At 63.5% G+C, this 24,672-nt stretch carries 26 protein-coding genes; 16 read left to right on the top strand and 10 right to left on the bottom strand.

The features are described from left to right. Position 1 precedes the first annotated feature (1 nt). From AWY79_RS11985 to AWY79_RS11970, 4 genes are all read left to right on the top strand, one after another. Positions 2-448 (top strand): hypothetical protein, encoded by a 447-nt coding sequence (locus AWY79_RS11985; RefSeq protein ID WP_066804168.1) that lies wholly within the window; start codon positions 2-4, stop codon positions 446-448. Positions 449-540: 92 nt separating this feature from the next. Beyond that, positions 541-1,779, top strand: a complete 1,239-nt coding sequence (lysA, locus tag AWY79_RS11980) for a diaminopimelate decarboxylase (RefSeq protein ID WP_066804166.1) — start codon at positions 541-543, stop codon at positions 1,777-1,779. A gap of 50 nt (positions 1,780-1,829) precedes the next feature. Then, entirely contained in the window at positions 1,830-2,564 is a 735-nt protein-coding gene (locus tag AWY79_RS11975) for an RsmE family RNA methyltransferase (protein ID WP_066804163.1), read from the top strand. Then, positions 2,564-3,787: a replication-associated recombination protein A gene (locus tag AWY79_RS11970; protein WP_066804160.1), complete on the top strand. Its 1,224-nt coding sequence runs from the start codon at positions 2,564-2,566 to the stop codon at positions 3,785-3,787. Before AWY79_RS11975 ends, AWY79_RS11970 begins: the two co-directional genes overlap by 1 nt. Positions 3,788-3,854: 67 nt before the next feature. Here AWY79_RS11970 and AWY79_RS11965 read toward each other — a convergent pair whose 3' ends face one another. Both AWY79_RS11965 and AWY79_RS11960 read right to left on the bottom strand, forming a co-directional pair. After that, positions 3,855-5,126: a CgeB family protein gene (locus tag AWY79_RS11965; RefSeq protein WP_066804157.1), complete on the bottom strand. Its 1,272-nt coding sequence runs from the start codon at positions 5,124-5,126 to the stop codon at positions 3,855-3,857. Positions 5,127-5,130: 4 nt separating this feature from the next. Next, the gene (locus AWY79_RS11960; protein WP_066804154.1) at positions 5,131-6,381 is read right to left on the bottom strand and encodes a glycosyltransferase family 9 protein; all 1,251 of its coding nucleotides are present in this window, start codon (positions 6,379-6,381) and stop codon (positions 5,131-5,133) included. Positions 6,382-6,484: 103 nt separating this feature from the next. On the opposite strand from AWY79_RS11960, the gene AWY79_RS11955 reads away from it, so the two are divergent. The 7 genes from AWY79_RS11955 to AWY79_RS11925 all read left to right on the top strand — a co-directional run bounded on the left by AWY79_RS11955 (position 6,485) and on the right by AWY79_RS11925 (position 12,142). Next, positions 6,485-7,162 carry a precorrin-2 dehydrogenase/sirohydrochlorin ferrochelatase family protein gene (locus AWY79_RS11955; protein WP_066804152.1) on the top strand — a complete coding sequence of 226 codons (678 nt, stop codon included), beginning with the start codon at positions 6,485-6,487 and terminating at the stop codon, positions 7,160-7,162. Beyond that, a complete protein-coding gene (gene ccsA / locus AWY79_RS11950; RefSeq protein ID WP_066804149.1) occupies positions 7,149-7,964 on the top strand; it encodes a cytochrome c biogenesis protein CcsA in 816 nt (271 codons plus the stop codon). The genes AWY79_RS11955 and ccsA overlap by 14 nt, the downstream gene beginning before the upstream one ends. Beyond that, a complete protein-coding gene (gene hemA, locus AWY79_RS11945) occupies positions 7,961-9,331 on the top strand; it encodes a glutamyl-tRNA reductase (protein ID WP_066804147.1) in 1,371 nt (456 codons plus the stop codon). The genes ccsA and hemA overlap by 4 nt, the downstream gene beginning before the upstream one ends. Further along, positions 9,331-9,678, top strand: coding sequence for a hypothetical protein (locus AWY79_RS11940; protein WP_066804144.1), 348 nt, complete (start codon positions 9,331-9,333; stop codon positions 9,676-9,678). Before hemA ends, AWY79_RS11940 begins: the two co-directional genes overlap by 1 nt. Before the next feature lies 1 nt (position 9,679). Beyond that, complete coding sequence (tilS, locus tag AWY79_RS11935; RefSeq protein WP_066804141.1) at positions 9,680-10,687, top strand: tRNA lysidine(34) synthetase TilS; 1,008 nt, start codon at positions 9,680-9,682, stop codon at positions 10,685-10,687. A 94-nt stretch (positions 10,688-10,781) separates the two neighbouring features. Beyond that, entirely contained in the window at positions 10,782-11,447 is a 666-nt protein-coding gene (locus AWY79_RS11930) for an adenylate kinase (RefSeq protein WP_066804138.1), read from the top strand. Positions 11,448-11,605: 158 nt separating this feature from the next. Next, on the top strand, positions 11,606-12,142 hold the full coding sequence (locus AWY79_RS11925; protein WP_066804135.1) for a class I SAM-dependent methyltransferase: 537 nt from the start codon (positions 11,606-11,608) through the stop codon (positions 12,140-12,142). Between the two features lie 76 nt (positions 12,143-12,218). Here the strand turns inward: AWY79_RS11925 and secF are convergent, their stop codons facing one another. The 8 genes from secF to AWY79_RS11885 form a co-directional block, all read right to left on the bottom strand. After that, a complete protein-coding gene (gene secF / locus AWY79_RS11920; RefSeq protein ID WP_066804131.1) occupies positions 12,219-13,292 on the bottom strand; it encodes a protein translocase subunit SecF in 1,074 nt (357 codons plus the stop codon). A gap of 10 nt (positions 13,293-13,302) precedes the next feature. Continuing rightward, entirely contained in the window at positions 13,303-14,898 is a 1,596-nt protein-coding gene (secD, locus tag AWY79_RS11915; RefSeq protein ID WP_066804128.1) for a protein translocase subunit SecD, read from the bottom strand. A 123-nt stretch (positions 14,899-15,021) separates the two neighbouring features. After that, positions 15,022-15,375, bottom strand: a complete 354-nt coding sequence (yajC, locus tag AWY79_RS11910; RefSeq protein WP_066804126.1) for a preprotein translocase subunit YajC — start codon at positions 15,373-15,375, stop codon at positions 15,022-15,024. A gap of 41 nt (positions 15,376-15,416) precedes the next feature. Further along, on the bottom strand, positions 15,417-16,178 hold the full coding sequence (locus tag AWY79_RS11905; RefSeq protein WP_066804124.1) for a GltB/FmdC/FwdC-like GXGXG domain-containing protein: 762 nt from the start codon (positions 16,176-16,178) through the stop codon (positions 15,417-15,419). Continuing rightward, positions 16,179-17,276 (bottom strand): class II glutamine amidotransferase, encoded by a 1,098-nt coding sequence (locus tag AWY79_RS11900; protein ID WP_066804122.1) that lies wholly within the window; start codon positions 17,274-17,276, stop codon positions 16,179-16,181. 11 nt (positions 17,277-17,287) lie between these two features. Beyond that, positions 17,288-18,574: an NAD(P)/FAD-dependent oxidoreductase gene (locus tag AWY79_RS11895; protein ID WP_066804119.1), complete on the bottom strand. Its 1,287-nt coding sequence runs from the start codon at positions 18,572-18,574 to the stop codon at positions 17,288-17,290. A 9-nt stretch (positions 18,575-18,583) separates the two neighbouring features. Continuing rightward, entirely contained in the window at positions 18,584-19,030 is a 447-nt protein-coding gene (locus AWY79_RS11890) for a 4Fe-4S dicluster domain-containing protein (RefSeq protein WP_066804116.1), read from the bottom strand. Between the two features lie 12 nt (positions 19,031-19,042). Then, complete coding sequence (locus AWY79_RS11885; RefSeq protein ID WP_066804113.1) at positions 19,043-20,572, bottom strand: glutamate synthase-related protein; 1,530 nt, start codon at positions 20,570-20,572, stop codon at positions 19,043-19,045. A gap of 93 nt (positions 20,573-20,665) precedes the next feature. On the opposite strand from AWY79_RS11885, the gene AWY79_RS19035 reads away from it, so the two are divergent. The 5 genes from AWY79_RS19035 (at position 20,666) to AWY79_RS11870 (ending at position 24,625) form a co-directional block, all read left to right on the top strand. Next, a complete protein-coding gene (locus AWY79_RS19035; protein ID WP_158509895.1) occupies positions 20,666-20,965 on the top strand; it encodes a hypothetical protein in 300 nt (99 codons plus the stop codon). A gap of 107 nt (positions 20,966-21,072) precedes the next feature. Then, a complete protein-coding gene (locus tag AWY79_RS19140; RefSeq protein WP_199533816.1) occupies positions 21,073-21,210 on the top strand; it encodes a symporter small accessory protein in 138 nt (45 codons plus the stop codon). Further along, the gene (locus AWY79_RS11880; protein WP_066804110.1) at positions 21,207-22,814 is read left to right on the top strand and encodes a sodium:solute symporter family protein; all 1,608 of its coding nucleotides are present in this window, start codon (positions 21,207-21,209) and stop codon (positions 22,812-22,814) included. Before AWY79_RS19140 ends, AWY79_RS11880 begins: the two co-directional genes overlap by 4 nt. Positions 22,815-22,942: 128 nt before the next feature. Beyond that, positions 22,943-23,401, top strand: coding sequence for a dUTP diphosphatase (dut, locus tag AWY79_RS11875; protein ID WP_066804107.1), 459 nt, complete (start codon positions 22,943-22,945; stop codon positions 23,399-23,401). Between the two features lie 15 nt (positions 23,402-23,416). Next, a complete protein-coding gene (locus AWY79_RS11870) occupies positions 23,417-24,625 on the top strand; it encodes an aspartate aminotransferase family protein (RefSeq protein ID WP_066804104.1) in 1,209 nt (402 codons plus the stop codon). Positions 24,626-24,672: the final 47 nt, after the last annotated feature.

Genomic DNA, 24,672 nt, shown 5'->3' with positions numbered 1-24,672 from the left:
CATGCGCAGACCCGTTGCTCTCTTTCTCCTGCTCGCCTTTGGTTTGGCCGTGTTCGCCGGGTGCGCCCTGGGCCGCAAGAAATGGCCTTCCGCCGTCTCCAGCGAAGACGCCTTCACCCTTTCCGTCACCCAGGCCACTCGCCAGGATGACTGCCTGGCCGTGCAGGTCATGGTCAAGGGCGCGGTGAACCGCTTGTGGCGCGCCAGCATCCTCTACGAGCCGGTCGGTTCCGCCGACGACCAGGGGTGCGAGGGTTGCCCGTTCGTGCCCCGCGCGGCAGAGCATTTCACCCGCGGCCAGGACGGTTTCAGGCTTGAGGGCAACTATCTCAACCTGGGCATGTGCGGCATGGAGCCGGGCGTGGAATACCGTTTCAGGGTCTCCGGCAAGAGCGAGCTGCCGTCCATGCCCCTCGAATACACCGATGTCTATGTGGCAGAGCCCTAGCCGGCGGCTTTTATATCGTAAAAGTATTGGATGATACTGTTTGATACAGCGTACTGATCCCCATATACCACTATCAGGAGATCGATCACACCATGCATCATTTTGAATACCGTGACGGCGTGCTTTTTGCCGAAGAGGTGAGCGTCACCGAATTGGCGGAACAGTACGGCACCCCGCTCTATCTCTATTCCGCAGCCACCTTCCGGAGGCATTTTCACGCCTTTGACTCCGCCTTCGACGAGCTGGATCACCTGACCTGCTTTTCGGTCAAGGCCAACTCCAACCTGTCCGTCCTCAAGCTCCTGGCCGCCGAGGGCGCGGGCATGGACATCGTGTCCGGCGGCGAACTCTACCGCGCGCTTCAGGCGGGCGTGGACCCGAGCCGCATCGTCTACTCCGGCGTGGGCAAGCGCGACTCGGAGATCCGCGAGGCCCTGGAGGCCCGCATCCTGATGTTCAACGTCGAGTCCCTGGCCGAGCTGGAACGCATCAACCAGGTGGCCGGCGAGATGGGTACCAAGGCACGGGTCAGCTTCCGCATCAATCCGGACGTGGACCCGCAGACCCATCCGTACATCTCCACCGGCATGCAGAAGAACAAGTTCGGCCTGGACATCGAATTGTCCATGAAGGCGTACAAGATGGCCGCCGAGATGGACAACATCGAGCCGGTGGGCATGGACTGCCACATCGGGTCCCAGCTGACCTCCATAGAGCCGTTCCTTGAGGCTTTGGACAAGTTGTTGAATTTTTACGAGAAGCTCAAGACATTCGGGATCGAGATCAAATTCCTCGACCTGGGCGGCGGCCTGGGCATCCCCTACAACGAGGAAGAGCCGCCCCACCCCACCGAGTTCGGCAAGGCGCTGAGCGAAAAGCTCAAGTCCCTGCCGTTGAAGGTCATCCTGGAACCCGGCCGGGTCATTGCGGGCAATTCGGGCGTATTGATCACCAAAGTGGTCTACACCAAGTCCAACCCTTCCAAGAACTTCCTCATAGTGGACGGGGCCATGAACGACCTGGTCCGGCCCAGCCTGTACGGCTCCTACCACCGCATCGAAGAGGTGGAGCCGCATTTCCGCGACCCCAAGGAATACGACGTGGTCGGTCCCATCTGCGAGTCCGGCGACTTCCTGGCCCGCGACCGCGAGCTGCCGGAGATCCACCAGGGCGAGCGGCTGGTCCTCTACTCCGCCGGAGCCTACGGCTTCACCATGTCCTCCAACTACAACTCCAGGCCGCGCGCCTGCGAACTGCTGGTGGACGGCGACAAGGTCATTGTCGCCAGGAAGCGCGAGACGTATGAGGATCTCATAGCGAACGAACTCTAACGGAAAGGGCCGGGGGTTCGCCTCCGGCCCTTTTTTTTCAGGTCCCTGCCATGGCGCGATTGAACACCTTTTTCCTGTCCCCGGACGAGTGGCCCGACGCTGTCGGCGACACGGTCGTTTTGAGCGGTCCCGAGGCGCGCCACATGGGGACGATCCTGCGCACCGGCCCGGACCGGACTGTCCGCCTGTTCGACGGCCAAGGGCGCGATGGCCTGTTCAAGGTCGTGGACGTGCGCAAGAACCGCGCCGAGCTCACGGCCGTGGAGCTGGCCGAATATCCCGCGCCCCAGGCCGGGATGACCCTGGCCATCGGCTGGGGCAAGTCCAAGCGCCGTGATTACCTCCTTGAAAAAGTCGTTGAACTCGGCGGGGATGGCGTGATCTTCTGGCAAGCGGCCCGCAGCCAGGGCAGCCTCCCGGACGATCCCAAGGAGACCTGGACCGAGAAGTACGTCCAGGCCGCCAAGCAGTGCGGGGCCGTGCACCTGCCCTTCCTGAAATCCGTGTCCGGCCCTGCCGCCCTGATCGAAAAAGCCGCGGGTTTCGACCGCTGTTACCTGGCCTGGGAGGCGGAGGAGGCGACCATGTCCCTCTCGCCCGCCATGCTTTCCAAAGGGCGCACTCTTGTAGTAATCGGACCCGAGGGCGGCTTTGACCCTGACGAGGCCCGCCGTTTTCTCGACGCCGGGTTCGCGCCGGTGACGCTGGGCAGTTCCATTCTCCGCTGGGAGACCGCCGCAGCCTACTGCCTGAGCCTCGCAATGTACGGAAAACAGGATCGCTGATGAAACTGGAAATTGAAGAAAGCCAACCGCTTGCCGACAGGATTCGTCCGACTTCCCTGGACGATTTCGTGGGCCAGAGCCACATTCGCAACCGGATCGAGGCCTTTGCCCAGTCCAAGCGCATGCCGAGCCTGCTCCTGTTCGGCCCTCCGGGCTGCGGCAAGTCCACCCTGGCCCTGCTCCTGGCCCAGCTGACGGGCAAGAAATTTCTGCGCGTGAGCGCGCCCGAAGCGGGGCTCACCGCCCTGCGCAAGATGCTGCCCGGACAGGAAATTCTCATTCTGGACGAGCTGCACCGCTTCTCCAAGGCACAGCAGGACTTCTTCCTGCCCATCCTGGAATCCGGCGAGATCACCCTGCTGGCCACCACCACCGAAAACCCCTCCTTCAGCGTCACCCGCCAACTTCTGTCCCGGCTGCATGTCCTGCGGCTGCGGCAGCTCAGCCGCGAAGAATTGATGGACGTGTCCCTGCGCGGGGCCAGGGAGCTGGACGTGGAACTGGAGGAGGACAGCCACAAGATGCTCGCGGCCATGGCCGGGGGCGATGCGCGCACCCTGCTGAATTTGCTGGAATACACCGCCCAGCTGCCCAAGGACAGGCGCTGCCCGGAGTGCCTGCGCGAGTCCCTGCCGGAGATCGTGGTTCGGGGCGACCGCGACGGCGATTCTCACTACGAGCTGGTTTCGGCCCTGATCAAGTCCATTCGGGGCTCGGACCCGGACGCGGCCCTCTATTACCTGGCCTGCCTGCTGGAGAGCGGCGAGGACCCGCGCTTCGTCACCCGGCGGCTGATCATCTCGGCCTCGGAGGACGTGGGACTGGGCGATCCCGACGCCCTGAGCCACGCCATGGCCTGCCACCAGGCCGTGGAGGCCATCGGCATGCCCGAGGGGTTCATCCCCATGGCCCAGACCGCCGTGTACCTGGCCCTGGCGCCCAAGAGCAACTCCACCTACGCGGCCTACCGCACGGCCCAGAAAGAGGTCCGCGAGAACGGCCCCAAGCCGGTTCCGCTCCACCTGCGCAACGCCACTTCCTCCCTGCAACGGGAATGGGGGTACGGACGGGGCTACCTCTATCCGCACAATTTCCCCAAGGGATGGGCGGATCAGGACTACCTGCCGAGCGAACTGACCGGCCGGAAATTCTACCACGCCAAGGATCAGGGCGAAGAGGCGAGACTCAACGCCTGGCTGCGCCAGTTCAAAAAGCAGCGATAAATTCATCAAGAAAAAAGCCTGGTTGGAAATCCAATCAGGCTTTTCTTCAAGTCCGGCTTGAGGTTTGTCAGGCCCGTTTCTTGTAGAGTTTCCGCCATTCGTCCAGGAAGAGGACCGCGGTGTCCAGGTCGGACAACCGGCCCTTCTGCTGGCGCACGGCCCAGACCAGATCCTCGAAGGAGACGTCCTCGGGCAGAGAGAGCCTGGCTGTCAGCTCGCGGATATCTCGCTCCAGTTCCGGCGGGAAATCCTCTCCAAAGACCGGTGAGGCGTCGCGCTGCCGGGGCCAGCCCGGAATGTGCTCGGCCGTGAACGCCAGCAATTCGTTCATGCGGCAGGCATAGGTGTGGTCCTTGAGAACCCGTGCCCTGGCCCGCTCGGCATACCTCTGGCGCTCTTCGGGCCGTGAGGAGAAATAGTCTATTTTTTCGAGCAGTTCGTCGATGGATGAGAAGCTCGCCAACTCGTCGTCCGCGAACAACTCGTCCATCAGGGTCCGCTTGTCCACCAGTTGGAACGCCCCGCAGGCGGCCAGCTCGAAGGTGCGCGGGTTGACGAAGTCGCCGAAGGTCACCAGCTCATCCGCCTGGATGCTCGAATGGAGGTTCAGGTTGATCCGGGTGGCGTTGAAGATTTTCACGCATTCATCGGGGGTTACGCGTGCGCCCTTGAGTTGGATCAGCGGTTCGAGAACGTGGTCGCCGTCCCACTCCGTGCCCCATATCTTGAAGTCCAGGCTGACCAGCTCGTGGAACGCCTTGCGCCGGTTGGGGTAGCCCGCGCCCATGAAGGAGACCTCGGCCCCGAACTTGCGCCGCTCCACCGGGGTCAGCTCCACCGGGCGGTGGAAGTCCGGCTGGGCGGCCATGGGCAGGTACAGGGCGTTGTTCTGGCCGATGGCGGCAAGATCTTCGAAAAATTGCCCTTTCTGGATGACGGCAAAAACGTCGTACAGGGGCGCGAAGGATTTCCAATAGGTGAAGAGGTCGTGGTCTTCCACAAACCACATGGCCGTGGCCACCCCGTCGCGGCGCAGCCGTTTCAGGGCCTGGTGATTGAGCGGGGCCTGGGCCATGGCCAGGACCAGGTCAGGCTCGAAGGTCTCGACCTTGGCCAGCACGGACTGGCTGACCACGTTCAGCATGGAATTCTGTAAATATTCCAGCCGGTCCGTAGTGACCTTGAGGTCGGTCAGCGCGGTGTAGGCCGGGTAGAAATCCGGGGCCTCGAAGGTCTCGACCAGATGGCCCTCGCCTTTCAGGGCCGAGGCCACGTAGCGGCCAATGGGCAGGGAACCGCCATAGAGCGGCAAGACAACGAGAATGCGCAATGTTTCCATCGGGTTATTCCTGCGCCCCAAAGGGCTTTTCTGCGGTCATCCAGTCCTTTTCCCGGTACAGGTGCCGGGCGAAATCCCCTTCCAGCCCGTCGAAGCGCGGCTCCTTGCCGCGCAGGTGGTGGGCCAGGAAGTTCCTGAGCGTCTCCCGGCGCGCACCGTCCGGGTCGGTCCCGGCAAAGGGAACGTAGGTCTGCCCCAGGGTATCGAAGGCGGGGCGCAATCCGAGCAAACCCGCCGGGGCGTGCTCCGGCTTGCTGGTGGCCAGGAACCGCTTGAAGCCGGGGTCACGGAACCCGGTCAGGCATTTGACGGATTCATGGCACGGCGCGGTCTCCAGGCACGGCAGGCAGTCGGCCACACCCTGGTATACCGTATGGCCCAGCCCGTAGGGGCCGGTCTCGAAGCACCAGGCGGAGGACAGGAAGCAGGCCGCCACGGGCGTTCCCAGGTGCGCGGCCAGGTGCATGGTCCCGGTGTCCGGGGTGAGCAGCAGGTCCAGGGAGCCGACCACGTCCGCAAGATCGCTCCAGCCGGTCTTTCCGGCCAGGTTCTCGGTCGCGGATTGCAGGGCCGGGGGCAGCGCCTTCAGGACCGCCTGCCCCGCCGCCTGTTCGGCCGTGCCGCCCAGGAGCACCACGCGCCGGGCCTTGCGGGAACCGGCCAGGACCGCCGCGAAGTCCGCCAGCAGGTCCGTGGGCAGGGAGCGCCGGGACTCGCGCCCGGCCAGGACCACGCCAATGCCGCCGCCCTTGGGTTGGGCCTCCGGGTTGACCAACGCCGGGTCGAGTCCGTCCGGGCAGTACCCGGCCCAGAAGTCCACCAGGTTCATGCCCAGCCGACGCATGGACGACCAGCGCATGGCCATGGCGGGCCACCGGCCCGTTATCTCCTGGCCGTCGCGCCAGCCGTATCCCTCCACCCGGTCCGGGTCGAACAGGGCCGCCAGCCGGAAATTCAGCGGGGAAAAATTGAGGTTGTACACGGTCTCGAAGTCCACGGCGGCCAGCTCGGCAAAGGCGCGCCGGTTGTCCGTGAGCATGCGCAACGCCGCCTGCGGGCCGTCGAGCCCCGTGCCGTGGGCCGTGACCGGGTGCAGGACCGCGTTTGGATAGACCAGCCGGGCCAGGTCCGCCAGGGAGCCGTCCAGGCAGAGGTGGACCACGCTCTCCGGGCGCGCCGCAAGGGTCGCCACGAGGCGCTTGGTCTGGATGAGATCGCCGAACCGGGCGAGCTGGATGACAAGATAATTCTTCATGTTAGTTCACGCGCGTCAAAACACTAGCGTAATTCCAATGATTCTTGCAAGAACCGGGCAATTTCCCATTTTACATGCGCCCTGGCATTGGTTATCAAGACCCATGCGATATTACCCCATCTTCGTGAACCTGGAAAACAAGGGCTGCCTGGTGGTCGGCGCGGGCGAGGTCGGCAAGCGCAAGATCCAGTCCCTGGCGGATTCCGGCGCCGGTCATGTGACCATCATCGACACCCGCGAACCCGACCCGGAAATGGCCCCGCTCCTGGCCCGGCCGGAAGTGGACTTCTACTGCCGCGAATTCGCGGACAGCGACCTGGACGGCAAATTCCTGGTCATCGCCTGCACCTCCTCCGAGGAGGTCAACTGGCGGATCAGCAACCTGTGCCGCGACCGGGGCATACTCTGCAACATCGTGGACCAGCCCGAGAAGTGCAGCTTCATCGTGCCCGCCACGGTCAAGCGCGGCGACCTGACGGTGGCCATCTCCACCGCCGGCCAGAGCCCGGCCATGGCCAAGCGAATCCGCAAGGAATTGCAGGAGAGCTTCGGCGACGAGTACGCCAGCCTGCTGTCCGTCATGGGCCGCATCCGGCCCCTGATGCTCGGCCTGGGCCTCACGACCGCGGACAACACCGCCGTGTTCCGCTCCCTGGTCGATTCCTCGCTGCTGGCGGCCATCAAGGGGCGCGACCTTGACGCGGTGACGGAAATACTTAAAGAATCATTGCCCGAACCGTTGCACGACAACATCCCGGAGTTGCTTGATGGGCTTGTTTGATACCCTTCACGTCCTGATCATCATTCTGTACGGCCTCGGCACCGTGCTCTTCCTGACCGGCGTGTCCGTGGACAACCCACGGCTCAAGCGCATGGCCATCTGGATGGCCGTGCTCGGCTTCGCCTTCAATACCCTTGATCTGGGCCTGACCCTGAACCACACGCCGGGGGCCCTGAGCGCGGGGAACATCTACTTCAACATCATCGGCTGGTCCGCCCTGGCCCTGTATTTCTTCCTCTGGTGGCGGCTCAAGCTTGAATACCTAGCCATCACCGCCCTGCCGTTCGCCCTGCTCCTCTTCATCGCCTCCCTGGCGCTCGGCGGCATCCGGGTCGTCTGGCCTCCGCACCTGACCGCGCTCTTCTTCGGCCTGCACATCGGCTCCCTGGTCCTGACCCTGGTGGCCCTGCTCATGGCGCTCGGCGCGGGCATCGCCTTTCTCTACTACAACCGCAAGCTCAAGACCAAGGCCGGGCTGGCGGCCATGGGCGGCCAGACCGTCCCCTCCCTGGACAAGTTCGACAGCGTGAACCGCTGGGCCGTGTTCCTCGGATTCCCCCTCTATACGCTGGGCCTCTTCTCCTCCTTTTCCTGGTACATTATCGCGCCCTTCAAGCCCTTTGCCTGGGACATCGTGAAGATCGGCTCCCTGGCCGTCTGGTTTCTCTTCGCCTTTCTTTTCCATCAGCGGGTGGTGCTCGGCTGGCGCGGTCGCAAACCCGCCATCCTGGCCATCTGGGTCTTTGCCGGCATGTGCGTCTCGCTGATCCACCACGCCATTACCTTCAGAGCCATGCCATGAACAAGCAAATAATCCTCATAGGCCTCAACCACCGCACCGCCGGGGTCGAGGTTCGCGAAAAATTCGCCCTGACCGACGTGGAGAACTTCGAGCAGGGCCTCATGGCCAACTGTCCCGTGCACGAGTGTATGGCGCTCTCCACCTGCAACCGGGTGGAGATCGTTGCCGTCGCGCGACAGGTGCCGACCATGGAGGCCATGGAGTCCATCCTCCGGTACTGGGCCGGGGCCTGCAACGGCCCTGCCGAGCTGCTGGTGGAGAACACCTACCAGTACTCCGACCTGGACGCCGTGAAGCACATCTTCACCGTGGCCGCCAGCCTGGACTCGATGGTCATGGGCGAGCCGCAGATCCTGGGCCAGCTCAAGGACGCCTACCGGACCGCCGTGGACAGGGGGACCGCCAAGACCATCGTCAACCGGCTGCTCCACAAGTCCTTTTCCGTGGCCAAGCGCATTCGCACCGAGACGGCCATCGCCTCCAGCGCGGTGTCCATAAGCTATGCGGCCGTGGAGCTGGCGCGCAAGATCTTCGGCGACCTGCGTCCCACCAAGGCGATGCTCGTGGGCGCGGGCGAGATGGCCGAGCTGGCCGCCATGCACTTGCTGCGCAACGGGGTACAGGACATCATCATCGCCAACCGCACCCTGTCCCGCGCCAAGGAGCTGGCCGACACCCTGGGCGGCGAGCCGATCCAGATCGAGGACATGCCGAGCCGTCTGCACGAGGTGGACATCGTCATCTCCTCCACCGGTTCCCCCGTGGCGGTGATCAAGGCGAAGGACGTCAAGGCCGTGCTCAAGAAACGCAAGAACAAGCCGATGTTCTTCATCGACATCGCGGTGCCGCGCGACATCGACCCGGACGTCAACACCCTGGACAACATCTATCTCTACGACATCGACGACCTCAAGGAAGTGGTGGACGAGAACATGGCCCAGCGCCAGGAGGAGGCCACCAAGGCCCGCGCCGTGGTGGACCTGGAGACGGCGACATTCGGCAACTGGCTGAACTCGCTGAATATCCAGCCGACCATTGTGGACCTGGTGGACAAGTCCGAGGATGTGGCCATGCGCGAGCTGAACAAGACGCTGAAGAAAATCGGCCCGGTGGACGAAGCGACCCGCTCCGCCCTGGAGAGGCTGGCCCTGTCCATCGCCCACAAGTCCCTGCACGAGCCCATCTGTTTTCTCAAGCGCCGGACTCAGGAGGAAGGGTCTGCGGAACGGTTCATCGACCTTGCCCGGCGCATGTTCAACCTGGACGACGAGACCGTCCCGGCCGACGCCCACTTCGACCGCAAGCAGGCCACCTGCTCCCCCGAAGACGTCGAACAGTTCATTGAAGTATCGAAAAAGGAACAATAATGCGTATCTATCTCATAGAAGACCTGGCCGACAACGACTACAAGACCGTCTGCAAAGCCTTTGACGACCTCGGGGTGCGCGGCTCCCTGGAAGGCATCTGGTACCTGCCCCTTCCCGAGGACCTGCTCCAACAGGAGCAGAAGGACCACCTGGCCGAGTGCGGTCCCTATTTCATGGCCCTGGAGGGCGTGGAATCCCCGGACCAGAACAGCTTCCGCATGGAGCTGCTGGTCCGCGCCCGAAACAGGATTCGCTGCTCCTGCGTCACCTACGCCACCCCGGAGCAGCGCAAGCACATGATCGAATACCTGGACCAGTTCATCGAGGAGCTGGAAATCTCGGTCTAGCATGAGCGTCCCCGAATTCCTCCCCCTGTCCCTTCAGGAGCTGTTGCCCAAGTGGGCGCACTTCTGCCTGTTCGTGGGCCGGTTCGTGGAGGAGGAACTGGGGGTGGACCTGGAGGGCAAACGGGTCCTGGTCGGCCTGTCCGGCGGCGTGGACTCCACCGCCCTGCTCCTTGTCCTGCACTATCTCTCCAAGCGCGCGGACTTTACCGTCGAGGCCGTCCACCTGGACCACCGGCTGCGGCCGGAATCCATTGATGACGCGGCCTTCTGCCGCGATCTGTGCGCCGCCCTGTCCATCCGGTGCGCGGTGGAGACCGCCGACGTGGCCGCTCTGGCCCGAGAGCGCAGCATCGGCCTGGAAGAAGCCGGGCGCGAGGCGCGCTATAAACTCTTCGCCTCCCTTCGCGAGTCCGGTCCCTTCGACTACGTGGCCGTGGGCCATCAGCTCGACGACCTGAGCGAGGACGTGCTCATGCGGCTCATCCGGGGCACCGGCTGGCCCGGCCTGTCCGGCATGCCCGGCTTCGATCCGGCGCGTGGACTGATCCGCCCCCTGCTGCTCCTGCCCAAATCCACCCTGGTCGCCTTCGTCACAAGGCTCGGCATCCTTTGGCGCGAGGACGCGACCAATGCGGACGACGCCATAACACGCAACCGGGTGCGCAATGAGATCCTGCCGCTGATCCGGCGCGAGAATCCCAATTTCTGGCAATCCGTGGCCCGTCTGTGGAAGATCGGCCGCATCGAGCAGGACTACTGGGACACCCTCACGGCCAACCCTTGTGAAATCCTGGATAACCAAACCCTCAAGGACGCCCACCAGGCCCTCAGGCTGCGGCTCTACAAGTCCTGCCTGGACGCGGTCGGCCCGGGCCAGGCCCTGGCCGAGACCCTGTTCAAGCTGGACGAGGCGTGGCTGGAACAAAAGGTCGGCGCGGTCTTTCAGTTCCCCGGGGAAAAAACGGCTACCATCACCGCATCCGGCGTGGTTTTCGGCTCCAGCCATTGACTTCCCGGCCAGCCCGGTATAAGAGCATGTGATCTTTTGCACAATGTCCCGAAATGACCAGTCGGCATTTCGCTTTCCATCATCAGGAGGATTTATGAACATTCTGATTTTCGGCCCCAACGGCTCCGGTAAAGGCACCCAGGGCGACATCGCCAAGGACAAGTACAAACTGGACCACATCGAGTCCGGCGCCATCTTCCGCAAGCACATCGGCGGCGGCACCGAGCTCGGCATGAAGGCCAAGGAGTACATCAACAAGGGCGAACTGGTTCCTGATGACATCACCATCCCCATGGTCCTGGACGTGCTGGCCTCCTCCAAGTCCGGCTGGCTGCTCGACGGTTTCCCCCGCTCCCTGGTTCAGGGCGAGAAGCTGTGGGAAGCCCTGCAGAAGGATGGCGTGAAGCTCGACTACGTCATCGAGATCAAGCTGCCCCGCGAAATCGCCAAGGCCCGCATCATGGGTCGCCGCCTGTGCGCCAACAACCCGAACCACCCCAACAACGTCGGTATCCCGGTCATCGCTCCCAAGGACGGCAAGTGCCGCGTCTGCGGCGGTGAGCTGACCGCCCGTCAGGACGACCAAGACGAGGGCGCCATCGACGTGCGCCACAACATCTACTACGATGAGGAAACCGGCACCATGGCCGCCTGCAACTTCTTCAAGGACCTCAAGGACGCCGACTTCAAGTACATCGAACTCGACGGCGAGAAGTCCATCAACGAGATCAAGGAATACCTGATCGCCCAGCTGGCCTAACTCCCTTCATTTTGGGATGCCCAAGCCCCTCCGGCCCTCCCGGAGGGGCTTTTTTGCGCCCTTTTCCCGGCCCCGCCGCCCTTGCTTCATCCCCCTCTCCGGGGTATTGCCGCTCAGAGGGTCGGGACAAGGCGCGGATTTGATCGCATGGAGCGAACATGGCGCAACATTTCAAGCGGTTTTCCGAAGGCAGGCTGGACGACGCGCGGATTCTCCGGACGCTGGGCATCGGGCAGGGCCTGACCGTTGTGGACGGCGGGTGCGGCAACGGCTACATGGCCATGCTTTTCCGGGACGCCGTGGGGACAGCGGGGACGGTCTACGCCGTGGACGTCAACGAGCAGTACATCGGCGAGCTGCGGGCCGAAAACCAGAGCGGCAACCTGATCCCCCTGGTGGCCGACATGGTCGAGGGCACCACGCTGCCGGACGGCTGCGCGGACGTGGTCTACATGTCCACCGTGCTGCATCTCTTCTCGCCGGAGCAGCTTGATCGCCTTGCCTCGGAAGTCCGTCGTCTGCTGGTTCCCGGCGGTCTGTTCGGAGTGGTGGAATTCGACAAGCGCGCCGATTGGTTCGGGCCGCCCATATCACACCGCCATACTCCCGAGGAACTCCGGGCCGCCCTGCCCTTCACTCCCGTCACCATGGCCTACGTGGCGGACTATTTCTATTTGCAGGTCTTCCGGGCCTGATATTCCGCAGCAATCGCACAAAAAAAAGGGGAGGACCGCATGGCCCTCCCCTTTGTCTTGGTGTCGATCGTCGTCGTTAGGCTTCGACCTGTTCCTTGGGTTCCGGTTCCGCGCTGGGGCCGAATCCGAGAAGGATCGGGCTGGCCACGAAGATGGAGGAATAGGTACCCACGGTGATGCCGATGAGCAGGGCCAGGGCGAAGTCGTGGATGACCGAGCCGCCCATGACGTACAGGCAGAGCACGACCAGGAGCGTGGTGCCGGAGGTCATGATGGTGCGCGACAGGGTCTGGTTGACGGACAGGTTGATGACCGCGCCGAAGGACTTCCGGTCCTTGTTGGCGAGGTTGTTCTCGCGGATGCGGTCGAAGACGATGATGGTATCGTTGAGCGAGTAGCCCACGATGGTCAGCAGCGCGGCGATGATGGTCAGGTCGAATTCCTTGCCCATGATCGAGAACAGGCCGACCGTGATCATCACGTCGTGTATCAGGGCCGCCACCGCGCCCAGGGCGTAGTTCAGCTTCAGATACCAGCACAGCCCCACGGTGATGGCCAGGGCGGCCAGGATGAGCCAGCCCATGTCCACGCCCAGGAGGCCGAGGCCGTAGACGCCGCCCGCCAGGGCCGCGGCCATGACCGCGGCGGCGGTCCAGCGCTGCTCGAACCGGCCGGAGATGTACACGGCGATGAGCAGCACGGCGTAGAACAGGGCCTCAAGGGCCTTGGCGCGCAGATCCGCGCCAACCTTGGGGCCGACCATTTCCAGTCGTTGGATATCGAACTTGGCGCCGTCCAGGTTGGCGGACAGGGAGCCGGTGACCTTGGCCCGGACCTCCTCGGAGGAGATTTCGGAGCTGGAGGTGCGGATCAGGTATTCGTGGTCGCCTTCAAGGCCCAGGGTCTGGACCACCAGGCCGGGAAGGTCGAGGTCTTTGACCGCGTCCTTGACCGCGTCCACGTTGGTGTCCTTGTCGATCTTCACCTGGACGATGATGCCGCCCGCGAAGTCGATGCCGTACTTGGGCCCGCCCTGGATGAGCAGGGAGCCCAGACCGGCGAGGATCACGATCGCCGAAAGGATGAAGGCGATCTTCCTGACGCCGACAAAGTCGATATGCGTATCGGGTTTGATTATTTGAAGTCCCATGATCTACCCCCTAGATGCTCAGCTTCGCGTTGTCCGCGCGTTTTTTGAGGTACAGGTCGAACAGGATGCGCGACACGAAGATGGCCGTGAACATGGAGGTGATGATGCCGAGCGTCAGGGTGACGGCAAAGCCCCGGATCGGGCCGGTTCCGAACTGGTAGAGGATGATCGCCGCGATGACCGTGGTCACGTTGGCGTCGAGGATGGTCAGGGTCGCCCTGCCGTAGCCCTCGGCCACGGCCTGGGTGGCGGAAAGCCCCCGCCGCAGCTCCTCTCGGATGCGTTCGTAGATGATGACGTTGGCGTCGACCGCCATACCGATGGTCAGGATGATGCCCGCTATGCCGGGCAGGGTCAGGGTCGCGCCGAACGCGGCCAGACCGCCCATGATGAGCATGATGTTCAGGCAGAGCACGATGTCGGCCACGATGCCGCCGAAACCGTAATAGATGACCATGAAGGCCAGAACCGCGGCCATGCCCACCACTGCGGACAGGATGCCGTTGTCGATGGACTCCTGCCCCAGGGACGGACCCACGGAACGCTGTTCCAGGATGGTCACGGGCGCGGGCAGGGAGCCGGCGCGCAGGACGACGGCCAGGTCGCGGGCTTCCTCGCGGGTGAAGTTGCCGGTGATGGAAGCGCTGCCGCCGGCGATGCGCTCACGGATGACCGGGGCGGAATAGACCTTGCCGTCCAGGACGATGGCCATGCGCTTGTTCACGTTCTCGGTGGTCAGGTCGGTGAAGACCTTCGCGCCGCGGGTGTTGAAGGTCAGCGAGACGTACGGGGTGTTCCACTGGTCCAGGCGCACCTGGGCGTCGGTCACGTATTCGCCGGTCAGCACGGCGTCCTTCTTGAGGACGATGGGAGACTCGGCGTAGTTGCCGTCCGCCTGGCGGTGCAGCAGCACGGAAAGCTCGCGGCCCGGGGCCATCACGCCTTCCACGGCCTTCTTCACGTCGGCGGTGTCGTCCACCATCTTGAATTCGAGATGGGCGGTCTGGCCGATGATCTTGATGGCGCGCTCGGGGTCCTGCAGACCGGGCAGCTGCACCTGGATGCGGTTGCCCTGCTGGCGGCGGATGTCCGGCTCGGCGACGCCGAACTGGTCGATTCTGTTGCGGATCGTCTTGATCGCCTGTTCCATGGTCAGCTTCTCGATCTCGCTGCGGTACTGCGGCGAGACGGACAAGACATAGCGCACCTTGTCTCCGTCAACGGGCGTCGATTCCTCGACGGTGAACGGAGTGTAATCCTTGATGACCTTTTCGAGGCCGTCCTTCTGCTCGGCCTTGAGCAGCGTGACCTCGATCTGGGTCTCGTTCAGGACGGTGGGACGCAGGATGAAGACTTCCTGCTCGCGGGCGGCGGACTTGAGGTCGTCGCCCAGCCGGGCCAGGGTGTTGTCCATGGCCGTCTTCATGTCCACGCCGAGGGTGAGATGGATGCCGCCCTTGAGGTCGAGGCCGAGGCTGATCCCTTTTCCCGGAAGGAAATCGCTCAGGGACGAGCCTTTTACGCCGGGCAGGGACGGCAGCATGAAGGCCAGCCCCGCAAGCACCACAGCGAGAGCGAGGATGGCTCTCAAACGCAAACTTTGCATGAATTCTCCCTATGATACGGAATAATTGCGCCCTACCTGCGGCTTCCGGCGACAAACGCAAGCGCGGACCGGGCCACTTCGTGGTCCGATCCGCACGGAAGTCTCAGGTACCGGTGCAAGAACCTACTTCTTCTTGTCAGCTGCGGGAGCGCCGCCGTCCTTGTCGGCAACGAAACCGCGCTTGATCACGACATTGACGCCCGTTGCGATCTCGATGGTGAGGTTGTCGCCGTCGATGTCAACGATGGTTCCGAGAATGCCGCCGTTGGTCCAGACCTTGTCGCCCTTCTTGAGGGCGTCGAGCATGGCCCGGTGGGCTTTTTGCTTCTTCTGCTGCGGACGGATGAGCAGGAAGTAGAAGATGGCGAACATCAGGACCAGCATGGGCAGCGGGCCGCCCAGGATGCCGCCGAGGCCGCCTGCGTCACCGCCGCCCGCAGGCGGGGCCATGGCGAAGGCTACGGAATCGAAGAACATGGGTTCCTCCAAAAGAGTTAGTGGTGTAACTTCCCCGCCGTTTAGCAAGGGACGTACAGGTTTCCGTACGGTCGATGCGAAAACGGACGAATTTTCACGAAGTTCTCGCTTAAAATCGCCTTGCTGTCCAGCTGCAATTCCTTGGCGTATTCGTTGACCAGCCCTTCGATGACCTTCAGGTCGTCGGAGTCCACGGGGTTGGTCGTCAGGCCGGGACCGAGCTGGTCTTCGGGGACGCCGCCGCGAACGTAGATCACGCCGCCGTGCATGCCCGTCCCGAGACTCCGTCCCGCAATGGGCGCATCAGGCTTATCAGAAAACATACCCAAGAGCAAAATAATTCCACCGGCCATATATTCGCCGAGGAAGTCTCCGGCCTTGCCGCCGACCACGATTTTCGGCTGGTGGTCGAGGTAAGCCTTCATGTGGATGCCGACGCGGTACCCCACGTCGCCCTTGATGAATATCTCGCCGCCGCGCATGGCGTAGCCGATGACGTCGCCCGCGATGCCGTCGATGACCACCCGGCCGTCGTCCATGGTGTTGCCCACGCCGTCCTGGGCATTGTTGTGGATGCGGACCTTGGGGCCGCGCATGAACGCGCCCAGGTCCTGGCCGGGGACGCCGTAGACGTCGAAGACCAGGTCCCCTTCCAGGGCCGTGGCCAGATAGCGCTGGCCGTTGCATTCCTTGATCACGAAGTCGGTCACGCCCTCGTTGACCAGGGCGCGGATCTCCTCGTTGAACTGCTTGTAGTAGGTGCGCCCCGCGGTCAGGGTCTTCTGCTTTCTCTTGGCTGCCATCTAATCCTCCAGGTCCACGATGACGGGTTCGCCCGCCTTGGGCATCCAGACGCGGTCCAGCTCGGGGCAGACGTCGCGCACGGCCGATTCCTCGCTCGACATGAAGACCATGTCGTCCTTCTCGGCCACCAGCAGCGGGCGCAGCTTGATGCGGTCGTTGAGGCCCATCAGCCGGTTGTTGTCCGCCACCAGGATGGCGAAGGGGCCGTTCAGCATGGCCGGGCCGTAGGTGGCGCGCAGCGTGGTGTACAGCTCCTTGTCCTCACCGTCCATGCGCTCGATCTCGTCCCAGAAAGGCGGGGCGAAGACCTTGGCCGCCAGCTCCCAGGTCAGGCCGTGCTTGCGGATCAGCATGTCCAGCTCGTAGGCCACGACCTCGGTGTCGGTCATCATGGTGCACAGGTAGTCGTGCTCGCACAGGTAGCGGCGGTTGATGCCGTAGGAGGATATCTCCCCGTTGTGCACGATGGACCAGTTCAGGATGGTGAACGGGTGCGCCCCGCCCCACCAGCCCGGGGTGTTGGTCGGGAACCGGTTGTGGCCGGTCCAGATGTAGGCCGCGTATTCCTCCAGGCGGAAGAAGTCGGCGATGTCCTCGGGAAAGCCCACGCCCTTGAAGGCGCCCATGTTCTTGCCCGAGGAGACCACGAAGGCCCCGGCCACATATGTGTTGATCTTCATGACCACGGCCACGATGTAGTCCTCTTCCGGCAGCTCGCGGAACTCGTTCTCCGGCTTTTCGGGCACGGTCACGAAGTAGCGGTTGAACTTCGGCGGATTGGGGATGGCCAGGGTCCTGCGCGTGGGGATCGGCTCGTAGAAGTGCAGGTCGAAGTACTTCTTGATCATCTCCTCGGAGCCCTTGATGGCCGCGTCGTCGTCGCACATCATGTGGAAGCAGTACTTGTCCGCGTGGTCCGGGTAGATGCCGTAGGCCGCGAAACCGCCGCCCAGGCCGTTGCCCCGGTCGTGCATGCAGGTCATGGCCTGGATGGGCATGTCGCCGGGAATCAGTCCACGCTTCTTGTGGATGACCCCGAAGATGCCGCAGCCGGAGATGTCCTTCTGGAAATCGTAATATCTGTCAGGTGCTTTCATTGCATAGTCCTCTAATCGGGCTCAACCACGCCGGGGTTCCAGGTTTCCTTGAAGAAATCGTCCGGCCACATGAGCACGTCGGGCCCGCCGACCAGGATCTGCTTCTTGGCCTCTTCCGGCACCGCCATCTGGAACTTGACGAAGGCGGTGTACATGCCCGCCATGTCGATGTCGCCCACCAGCACGTAGCCGACCAGGCGGTCGTTGTGGAAGACGAGCTTGCGGTAGCTTTTCTTCTTCTCGTCCAGGGAGGCGGCGATCTCGTAGGAATCGTCCCCTTCGGGCGGGTTCACGGTGCCCACGGAGATGGTCGGCAGCCCGTAGAAGGATATGGAGTTCATGGCCAGGGAGCCGGTGAACGGGATGGCTTCTCCGGCCATGTTCTTGCCCGCGCAGAACCCCTGGTTGTAGGCGTTGGTCCAGATGGGGATGACCCGGTCCTCGCCGAACAGCAGGTCCTTGGCCTGGGCCACGTCGCCCGCCGCGAACACGCCGTCCGCGTCGGCGCGCATGTGCTCGTCCACCTTGATGCCCCGGTCCACGGCGATCCCGGCCTCCTTGGCCAGGTTGTAGTTGGGGACCACGCCGATGGCGATGACCACCACGTCGCACTGCAGGAAGTCGCCGTCGGTCAGGTGCACGCCCTTGAGGTTGCCGTCGTGATCGCGCTGGATCTCCTTGGCGGACACGCCGCAGCGGACGTGGAGGCCCACTTCGGCCAGCCGGGCTCCGGCCAGGGAGGCGGCGTTCTCGTCAAAGGCCAGGCTCAGGATGCGCGGGGAAAGCTCCAGGATGGTCACGTCCACGCCGCGGTCGAACAGGGATTCGCCCGCCTTCAGGCCGATGAGGCCGCCGCCGATGACCACCGCCCGCTTTATTTCCTTGGCCTTGGAGATCAGGGTCTGGGCGTGCTCCAGGTTGGTGAAGTTGTAGACGTCCGCCCCGTCGGAGCCGGGAATGGGCGGGGTGAAGGGGTTGCCGCCGGTGGCGACGAGCAGGTTCTCGTAAGGCACGGTCTCGCCCTTGTCCGTGGCCACGGTCTTGGCCTTGGTGTCGATGGATTCGACGCGGGTGCCGAGCATCAGGGAGACGTTGCTCTTCTCGTAGAACTCCTGCGGGCGCAGGGCCAGACGGTCCGGGCCGATCTTGCCCGCCAGCAGGTAGGAGATGAGCGGGCGGCCGTATGCCGGAGCGTCTTCGGCCCCGATGACCAGGATTTCGTTCTCGGTATCGACCTTGCGGATGCCCTCGATGGCTCCGATGGAGGCGATGCCGTTGCCGATGATGACGTATTTCATGACCGCTCCCTATCGTTCCTCGAATTTCAGGGCCTGGTTGGGGCATGCGGCCACGCAGGCCGGGCCGCCCTCGCGTCCCTCGCACAGGTCGCACTTGACGATCTTGTTTTCGTTCGGATGCCGCTTTATGGCGCCGTAGGGGCAGGCCATCAGGCAGGACCAGCAGCCCACGCACTTTTCGCGGTCATAGACCGTGCGGCCCGTTTCCGGGTCCTTGTGCAACCCGCCGGAGATGCAGGCGGCCACGCAGGAGGGCTCGTCGCAGTGGCGGCAGGAGATGGCCACGCAGGTGTCGCCCTTCTCGAAGACCCGCTTGCACGCGGACAACCCGTCCTTGCCCTGCTCCTCGCGGAAGGCGATGATCACGTCCTTGGACTTGGAGTGGGCGGTGATGCAGGCCACTTCGCAGAGGTGGCAGCCGATGCAGTATTCTTTATCCGGATAGACTCTCTTCATGCGGTCCTCCGTTTAGCGCCCGGCATGCTTGATGCCGAGGATGTCGAGTTCGGTGTCCGAAAGGCCCACGCCGCGCAGCTTGTCGCGGTTGCCGCGCAGGGATTCGATGGAGTTCAGTCCCATGCCGCCCAGCATCTCCTCGATCTCGTGGCCCCAGGCGCGGATCAGGTTGGCCAGCTTCTTGGCCGCGATGTCCGGATTCTGGCGCTTGGAGAGCTTGGGATCGTTGGTGGCGATGCCCCACGGGCATTTGCCGGTGTAGCAGCGGCCGCAGATGGTGCAGCCCACGGCGATCAGGGTGGCGGTGCCGATGTAGACCGCGTCCGCGCCCAGCGCGATGGCCTTGATCACGTCGCCGGAGCAGCGGATGCCGCCCGCGGCCACCACCGAAACCTGGTTGCGGATGCCCTCGTCGCGCAGCCGCTGGTCCACCTGGGCCAGGGCCAGCTCGATGGGAATGCCCACGTTGTCGCGGATCATGGCCGGGGCCGCGCCCGTGCCGCCGCGCATGCCGTCCACGGTGATGATGTCCGCGCCCGCCCGGGCGATGCCCGAGGCGATGGCGGCCACGTTGTGCACGGCGGCGATCTTGACCGACACCGGGACCTTGTATTCCGAGGCCTCCTTCAGCGCGTAGATGAGCTGAAGCAGGTCCTCGATGGAGTAGATGTCGTGATGCGGGGCCGGGGAGATGGCGTCGGAGCCGATGGGAACCATGCGGGTCTCGGACACCTTGTCGTTGATCTTCTCGCCCGGGAGGTGGCCGCCGATGCCGGGCTTGGCACCCTGCCCCACCTTGATCTCGATGGCTGCGCCCGCGCGCAGATAGTCGCGGTGCACGCCGAACCGGCCGGACGCCACCTGCACGATGGTGTTCTCGCCGTATTTATATAAGGACTTGTGCAGGCCGCCCTCGCCGGTATTGTAGTAGGTCCCGGTTTCGGTTGCCGCGCGGGCCATGGCCCGGTGCAGGTTGAAGTTGATTGCGCCGAAGCTCATGGCCGCGAACATGATCGGAACGTCCAGCTCCAGCTGCGGGGTGAGCTTGGTCTTGAGCTTGACCTTGCCGGTCTTTTTGTCCGTGGTCAGCTCCGCCTTGCGCGGCTTCGCGCCCAGGAAGGTCTTGAGCTCCATGGGTTCGCGCAGGGGGTCGATGGACGGGTTGGTCACCTGGCTGGCGTCGAGCAGCATGCGGTCCCAATAGACCGGGATGTCCACCGGGGAGCCCATGCCCGCAAGGAGCACTCCGCCGGTATCCGCCTGCTTGTAGATGTTCTGCAGAAACACCGGGCGCCACAGGCTGTTCGTCCGGAAGTCCGAGGGCTTCTTGACGATGTTCAGGGCAGCTGTCGGGCACAGGGCTTCGCAGCGATGGCAGCCGATGCACTTGGTGTTGTCGTGCACGACCTTTTGCCGGGCTTCATCCCAATAGTGAGCCTCGTACGAACACTGGCGGACGCAGACCTTGCAGTTGATGCACAGTTCCGGGTCCCGCTCGATACAGAACTCATGGTAGTTCTTGTTGATGGGCTGAAAAAGCAAGACAGGTAACCTCTCTCGTTAGTTGCCAAAAAAGTCATCTTGCGGACAAGATGGTCGGAGCGCGTCTCCGAGCCTTTCACAATTCAGGCAATAATGCTGAAGAGCAAAGGGGAGTCACAAAAACACATGTCCGTATTACCTGTCAAGAAAAGTTTTAACCACCTGTATTTGCTTACTTTGTATATATTTGGAAAGCGTATCGACCAATACGCGGAGCATATCGATCTCCCCTCCCCGGCAACCCGCTTTTCCGGTATCGGATGGCGCTTGACTTCCAGTCGATATAAGGCTAGGTATTTGCGCATGAAATCCCACTCCAACCGCTTTGCCTTCTTTTTCTTTTTTAGCTTTCGCTTTTTTAGAAGCGCCTGCGGTCTCGGGGTGTGCGTGTAGCTGACTCAGTAGTTTCATCCACAACAAGGGCCGTAGGCGACAAGCTTACGGCCCTTTTTTCATGCGGTCGCAAGCGGACCCTCGGCCCCAAAACAAGGGGTATCACCATGATGCTGGGATTCGGGAGTATTGAAATCGCGCTGGCCTTCTGGCTGTCCGTGGGGGCGACGGTTCTGTGCGTGGTTTACGGAATTGTGAACTGGAACAACAAGGGTACCGACAAATCCGGGGGGATGCGTAGATGACCGGCAAAATCATCGGCGTCCTCATCTACCTGGGCGTCATCTTTTATCTCGGCTACAAGGCTTGGCTCAAGACCAAGGAATCCACCGACTACATGCTCGCCGGGCGGTCCATGAACCCGTTCGTGCTGGCCATGTCCTACGGCGCGACCTTTGTCTCCACCTCGGCCATCGTGGGCTTCGGCGGCGTCTCCGGCATGTTCGGCATGTCCCTGCTCTGGCTGACTTTCCTGACCATCTTCGTGGGCATCTTCGTGGCCATGGTCTTCTTCGGCAAGCGCACCCGGCGCATGGGGCTGGCCCTGGATTCCCACACCTTCCCCGAGTTCCTGGGCAGGAGGTACAAGTCCAAGTTCATTCAGCAGTTCAGCGGCGTGGTCATTTTCGTCTTCATCCCCGTCTATGCGGCGGCCGTGCTCATCGGCATCTGCCGCATGCTCGAAGTGGCCTTCCCGGCCATCAGCTACGGCGTGTGGCTTCTGGTGGTCACCGCCATCGTGGCCGTGTACGTGATCACCGGCGGGCTGAAGGCGGTCATGTACACCGACGCGTTCCAGGGGACCATCATGGCCGGCATGATGCTCATCCTCATCGTCACCACCTATTCGCTCCTGGGCGGCATCACCGAGGCGCACCAGGCCTTGACCGACATGGTCAACCTGGTCCCGGCGGGGCTGGTCAAGGGAGGCATGACCGGCTGGACCACGGGACCGAACTTCGAGTCCCCCATCGGACTGACGGTCTACACCACCATCATCTACGGCGTGGGCATCGGCGTCCTGGCCCAGCCGCAGCTGGCCATCCGGTTCATGACCGTGCCCTCCGACCGTGAGCTGAACCGCGCCGTGGCCATCGGCGGCGTGTTCATCCTGCTCATGACCGGCGTCGCCTTCGTCACCGGCGCCCTGTCCAACGTGGTCTTCTTCCAGAAGTTCGGCAAGATCGCCATCGTCATGGCCGAGAACAACTTCGACAAGATCATCCCGCTGTACATCGACAAGGTCATGCCCGGCTGGTTCTCCGGCCTGTTCCTGGTGGCCATGTTCGCGGCGGCCATGTCCACCATGAGCTCCCAGTACCACGTGGGCGGCACCTCGCTCTCCCGCGACTTCCTGGAGCAGTACGTCAATATCGGCAACAACGGCTCGTCCATGAAGCTGAACCGGCTCGGCGTGACCGTGGCCATCATCGCCACCCTGGTCTGGGCCTGGCTGCTGCCCAGCGGCGTCATCGCCCGCGCCACGGCCTTCTTCTTCGGCCTGTGCGCGGCCTCGTTCCTGCCCATCTACGTGCTCGGCCTGTACTGGAAGGGCATGACCAAGACCGGGGCCAAGGTGTCCATGGTCGGCGGGTTCTGCTTCTCCATGTTCTGGCTGCTCTTCGTGCACGTCAAGGAGGCCGGGTTCATCGGCCTGTGTCAGGCCATGTTCGGCAAGGCCACCCTGGTGGCGGACGCCGCGCCCGGCTCCTGGATGTGGCTCATGCAGTGGGTGGACCCCAACGTGGTCGCCCTGCCCGTCTCCATGGTCCTGGCCGTGGGCGTCAGCCTGGCCACCCGACGTATCGAGGAAAGGCACCTCCGGCTCTGCTGGGATGGACTCTGCTGATCCCGTCGGGCGAACCGATGAATCGAGGGTGCCGGAACAGCCGTTCCGGCACCCTTTTTTCCGCTTTATTGACACTTGCAATCAATGCGAACATAAACGACCATTCCCGCAAACAAGGATAGACCCACATGAACAAGATCGACGTGAACGTGAAGTTCCTGCACCCGGTATGGGAAGAGAACGAACTGGCCTACGCCACCGACCATTCGGCGGGGCTGGACCTCCGGGCGTGCCTGGACGTGGAGGAAATCGAGATCGGCCCCGGCCGGAAGGCCGCCATTCCGGCGGGCCTGGCCGTGGAATGCGTCCAGCCGGGCGTGGCCGGATTCGTCTTCTCCCGCAGCGGCCTGGGGACCAAGGAAGGGCTGACCGTGAGCCAGGGCGTGGGGGTCATCGACCCCGACTACCGGGGCGAGATCAAGGTCTCCCTGCTCAACACGTCCGGCGAGGTGCGACGAATCAGGCGCGGACAGCGCATCGCCCAGCTTGTGTTCATGCCCATCTTTCAGGCGACCATCACTCCGGTCGGGGAACTCGGCGAGACCGCGCGCGGCGCGGGCGGGTTCGGGTCCACCGGGAAACACTAGATACGAGACAAGACAATGAGCAATACATTTGAAGCGATCAAGGAGCGGGAGTCCAACCTCCTGTGCCACACCTACGGCCGGTATCCCCTGGCCGTGTCCCGGGCCAAGGGCAACAAGCTCTACGACCTGGACGGCAACGAGTACCTGGACTTCCTGGCGGGCATCGCCGTTTGTTCCCTCGGTCACAGCCGGGACGACCTGGCCGACGTCATGGCCGAGCAGGCGCGCAAGCTGGTCCACGTCTCCAACCTCTTCTATCAGGAACCGCAGCTCGACCTGGCCGAGAAGCTCCTGTCCACCTGTGCGGCGGGCAAGGTCTTCTTCTGCAACTCCGGGGCCGAGGCCAACGAGGGGGCCATCAAGCTGGCCCGCCGGTACATGCACCTGGTGCGGGGCGAGGAGCGGCACGAGATCATCACCCTGGAGAAGTCCTTCCACGGCCGGACCCTGTCCACGCTGACCGCCACCGGCCAGACCGGCCCCATCAAGGACGGCTTCAATCCCCTGCCCGAAGGGTTCGTGACCGTGCCCTTCGGCAACGTCAACGCCCTGCGCGGGGCCATCAACGCCCACACCGCCGCGATCATGATCGAGATGGTCCAGGGCGAGGGCGGCGTGCGTCCCCTGCCCACGGACTACGTCAACGACATCGTGGCGCTGTGCAAGGAAAACGACATCCTGCTCATCGTGGACGAGGTCCAGACCGGGCTGTGCCGCACCGGGCGCGTCTGGGCGCATCAGCACTACAACATCGTCCCGGACATCTTCACCTCGGCCAAGGCCTTGGCCAACGGGCTGCCCATGGGCGCGGTCCTGTGCTCGGACGAGACGGCCAAGGGATTCGCCCCCGGCTCCCACGCCACCACCTTCGGGGGCGGCGCGGTGGTCTCGGCGGTAGCCGCCAAGGTGCTCGACATCATGCTCGAGCAAAAGCTGGCCGACCGCGCCCTGGACCTGGGCGAGTTCGCGCGCCGGGCGGTCGTCGAGCTGATGGAGAAACACCCCGGCAGGATCGTGGGCTCACGCGGGCTGGGACTGCTCTTCGGCATCGAGCTGGCGGGCAACGGCCAGGATATCTGGAAGGGACTGCTGGCCCGCAAGGTGGTCTGCAACCTGACCCAGGGGACCATCCTGCGGCTGGTGCCGCCCCTGACCATCGGCGAGGACGACATCACGGCCTTCATGGACGCCCTGGACGACGTCCTGGGATCGCTGGAGGGCTAGCCCGGCTTGACCGCCCGTCACCGAGCGGGTATCAACGGATAAGAGGT

This window comes from Pseudodesulfovibrio indicus (assembly GCF_001563225.1).
GTDB lineage: Bacteria > Desulfobacterota > Desulfovibrionia > Desulfovibrionales > Desulfovibrionaceae > Pseudodesulfovibrio > Pseudodesulfovibrio indicus.
This window is presented reverse-complemented; position numbering and strand designations above follow the sequence as displayed.

Coding starts and splice junctions, on each gene's coding strand:
- AWY79_RS11985 (WP_066804168.1), top strand. CDS start 2: ATGCGCAGACCCGTTGCTCTCTTTCTCCTGCTCGCCTTTGGTTTGGCC.
- lysA (WP_066804166.1), top strand. CDS start 541: ATGCATCATTTTGAATACCGTGACGGCGTGCTTTTTGCCGAAGAGGTG.
- AWY79_RS11975 (WP_066804163.1), top strand. CDS start 1,830: ATGGCGCGATTGAACACCTTTTTCCTGTCCCCGGACGAGTGGCCCGAC.
- AWY79_RS11970 (WP_066804160.1), top strand. CDS start 2,564: ATGAAACTGGAAATTGAAGAAAGCCAACCGCTTGCCGACAGGATTCGT.
- AWY79_RS11965 (WP_066804157.1), bottom strand. CDS start 5,126: ATGGAAACATTGCGCATTCTCGTTGTCTTGCCGCTCTATGGCGGTTCC.
- AWY79_RS11960 (WP_066804154.1), bottom strand. CDS start 6,381: ATGAAGAATTATCTTGTCATCCAGCTCGCCCGGTTCGGCGATCTCATC.
- AWY79_RS11955 (WP_066804152.1), top strand. CDS start 6,485: ATGCGATATTACCCCATCTTCGTGAACCTGGAAAACAAGGGCTGCCTG.
- ccsA (WP_066804149.1), top strand. CDS start 7,149: ATGGGCTTGTTTGATACCCTTCACGTCCTGATCATCATTCTGTACGGC.
- hemA (WP_066804147.1), top strand. CDS start 7,961: ATGAACAAGCAAATAATCCTCATAGGCCTCAACCACCGCACCGCCGGG.
- AWY79_RS11940 (WP_066804144.1), top strand. CDS start 9,331: ATGCGTATCTATCTCATAGAAGACCTGGCCGACAACGACTACAAGACC.
- tilS (WP_066804141.1), top strand. CDS start 9,680: ATGAGCGTCCCCGAATTCCTCCCCCTGTCCCTTCAGGAGCTGTTGCCC.
- AWY79_RS11930 (WP_066804138.1), top strand. CDS start 10,782: ATGAACATTCTGATTTTCGGCCCCAACGGCTCCGGTAAAGGCACCCAG.
- AWY79_RS11925 (WP_066804135.1), top strand. CDS start 11,606: ATGGCGCAACATTTCAAGCGGTTTTCCGAAGGCAGGCTGGACGACGCG.
- secF (WP_066804131.1), bottom strand. CDS start 13,292: ATGGGACTTCAAATAATCAAACCCGATACGCATATCGACTTTGTCGGC.
- secD (WP_066804128.1), bottom strand. CDS start 14,898: ATGCAAAGTTTGCGTTTGAGAGCCATCCTCGCTCTCGCTGTGGTGCTT.
- yajC (WP_066804126.1), bottom strand. CDS start 15,375: ATGTTCTTCGATTCCGTAGCCTTCGCCATGGCCCCGCCTGCGGGCGGC.
- AWY79_RS11905 (WP_066804124.1), bottom strand. CDS start 16,178: ATGGCAGCCAAGAGAAAGCAGAAGACCCTGACCGCGGGGCGCACCTAC.
- AWY79_RS11900 (WP_066804122.1), bottom strand. CDS start 17,276: ATGAAAGCACCTGACAGATATTACGATTTCCAGAAGGACATCTCCGGC.
- AWY79_RS11895 (WP_066804119.1), bottom strand. CDS start 18,574: ATGAAATACGTCATCATCGGCAACGGCATCGCCTCCATCGGAGCCATC.
- AWY79_RS11890 (WP_066804116.1), bottom strand. CDS start 19,030: ATGAAGAGAGTCTATCCGGATAAAGAATACTGCATCGGCTGCCACCTC.
- AWY79_RS19035 (WP_158509895.1), top strand. CDS start 20,666: ATGCTGAAGAGCAAAGGGGAGTCACAAAAACACATGTCCGTATTACCT.
- AWY79_RS19140 (WP_199533816.1), top strand. CDS start 21,073: ATGATGCTGGGATTCGGGAGTATTGAAATCGCGCTGGCCTTCTGGCTG.
- AWY79_RS11880 (WP_066804110.1), top strand. CDS start 21,207: ATGACCGGCAAAATCATCGGCGTCCTCATCTACCTGGGCGTCATCTTT.
- dut (WP_066804107.1), top strand. CDS start 22,943: ATGAACAAGATCGACGTGAACGTGAAGTTCCTGCACCCGGTATGGGAA.
- AWY79_RS11870 (WP_066804104.1), top strand. CDS start 23,417: ATGAGCAATACATTTGAAGCGATCAAGGAGCGGGAGTCCAACCTCCTG.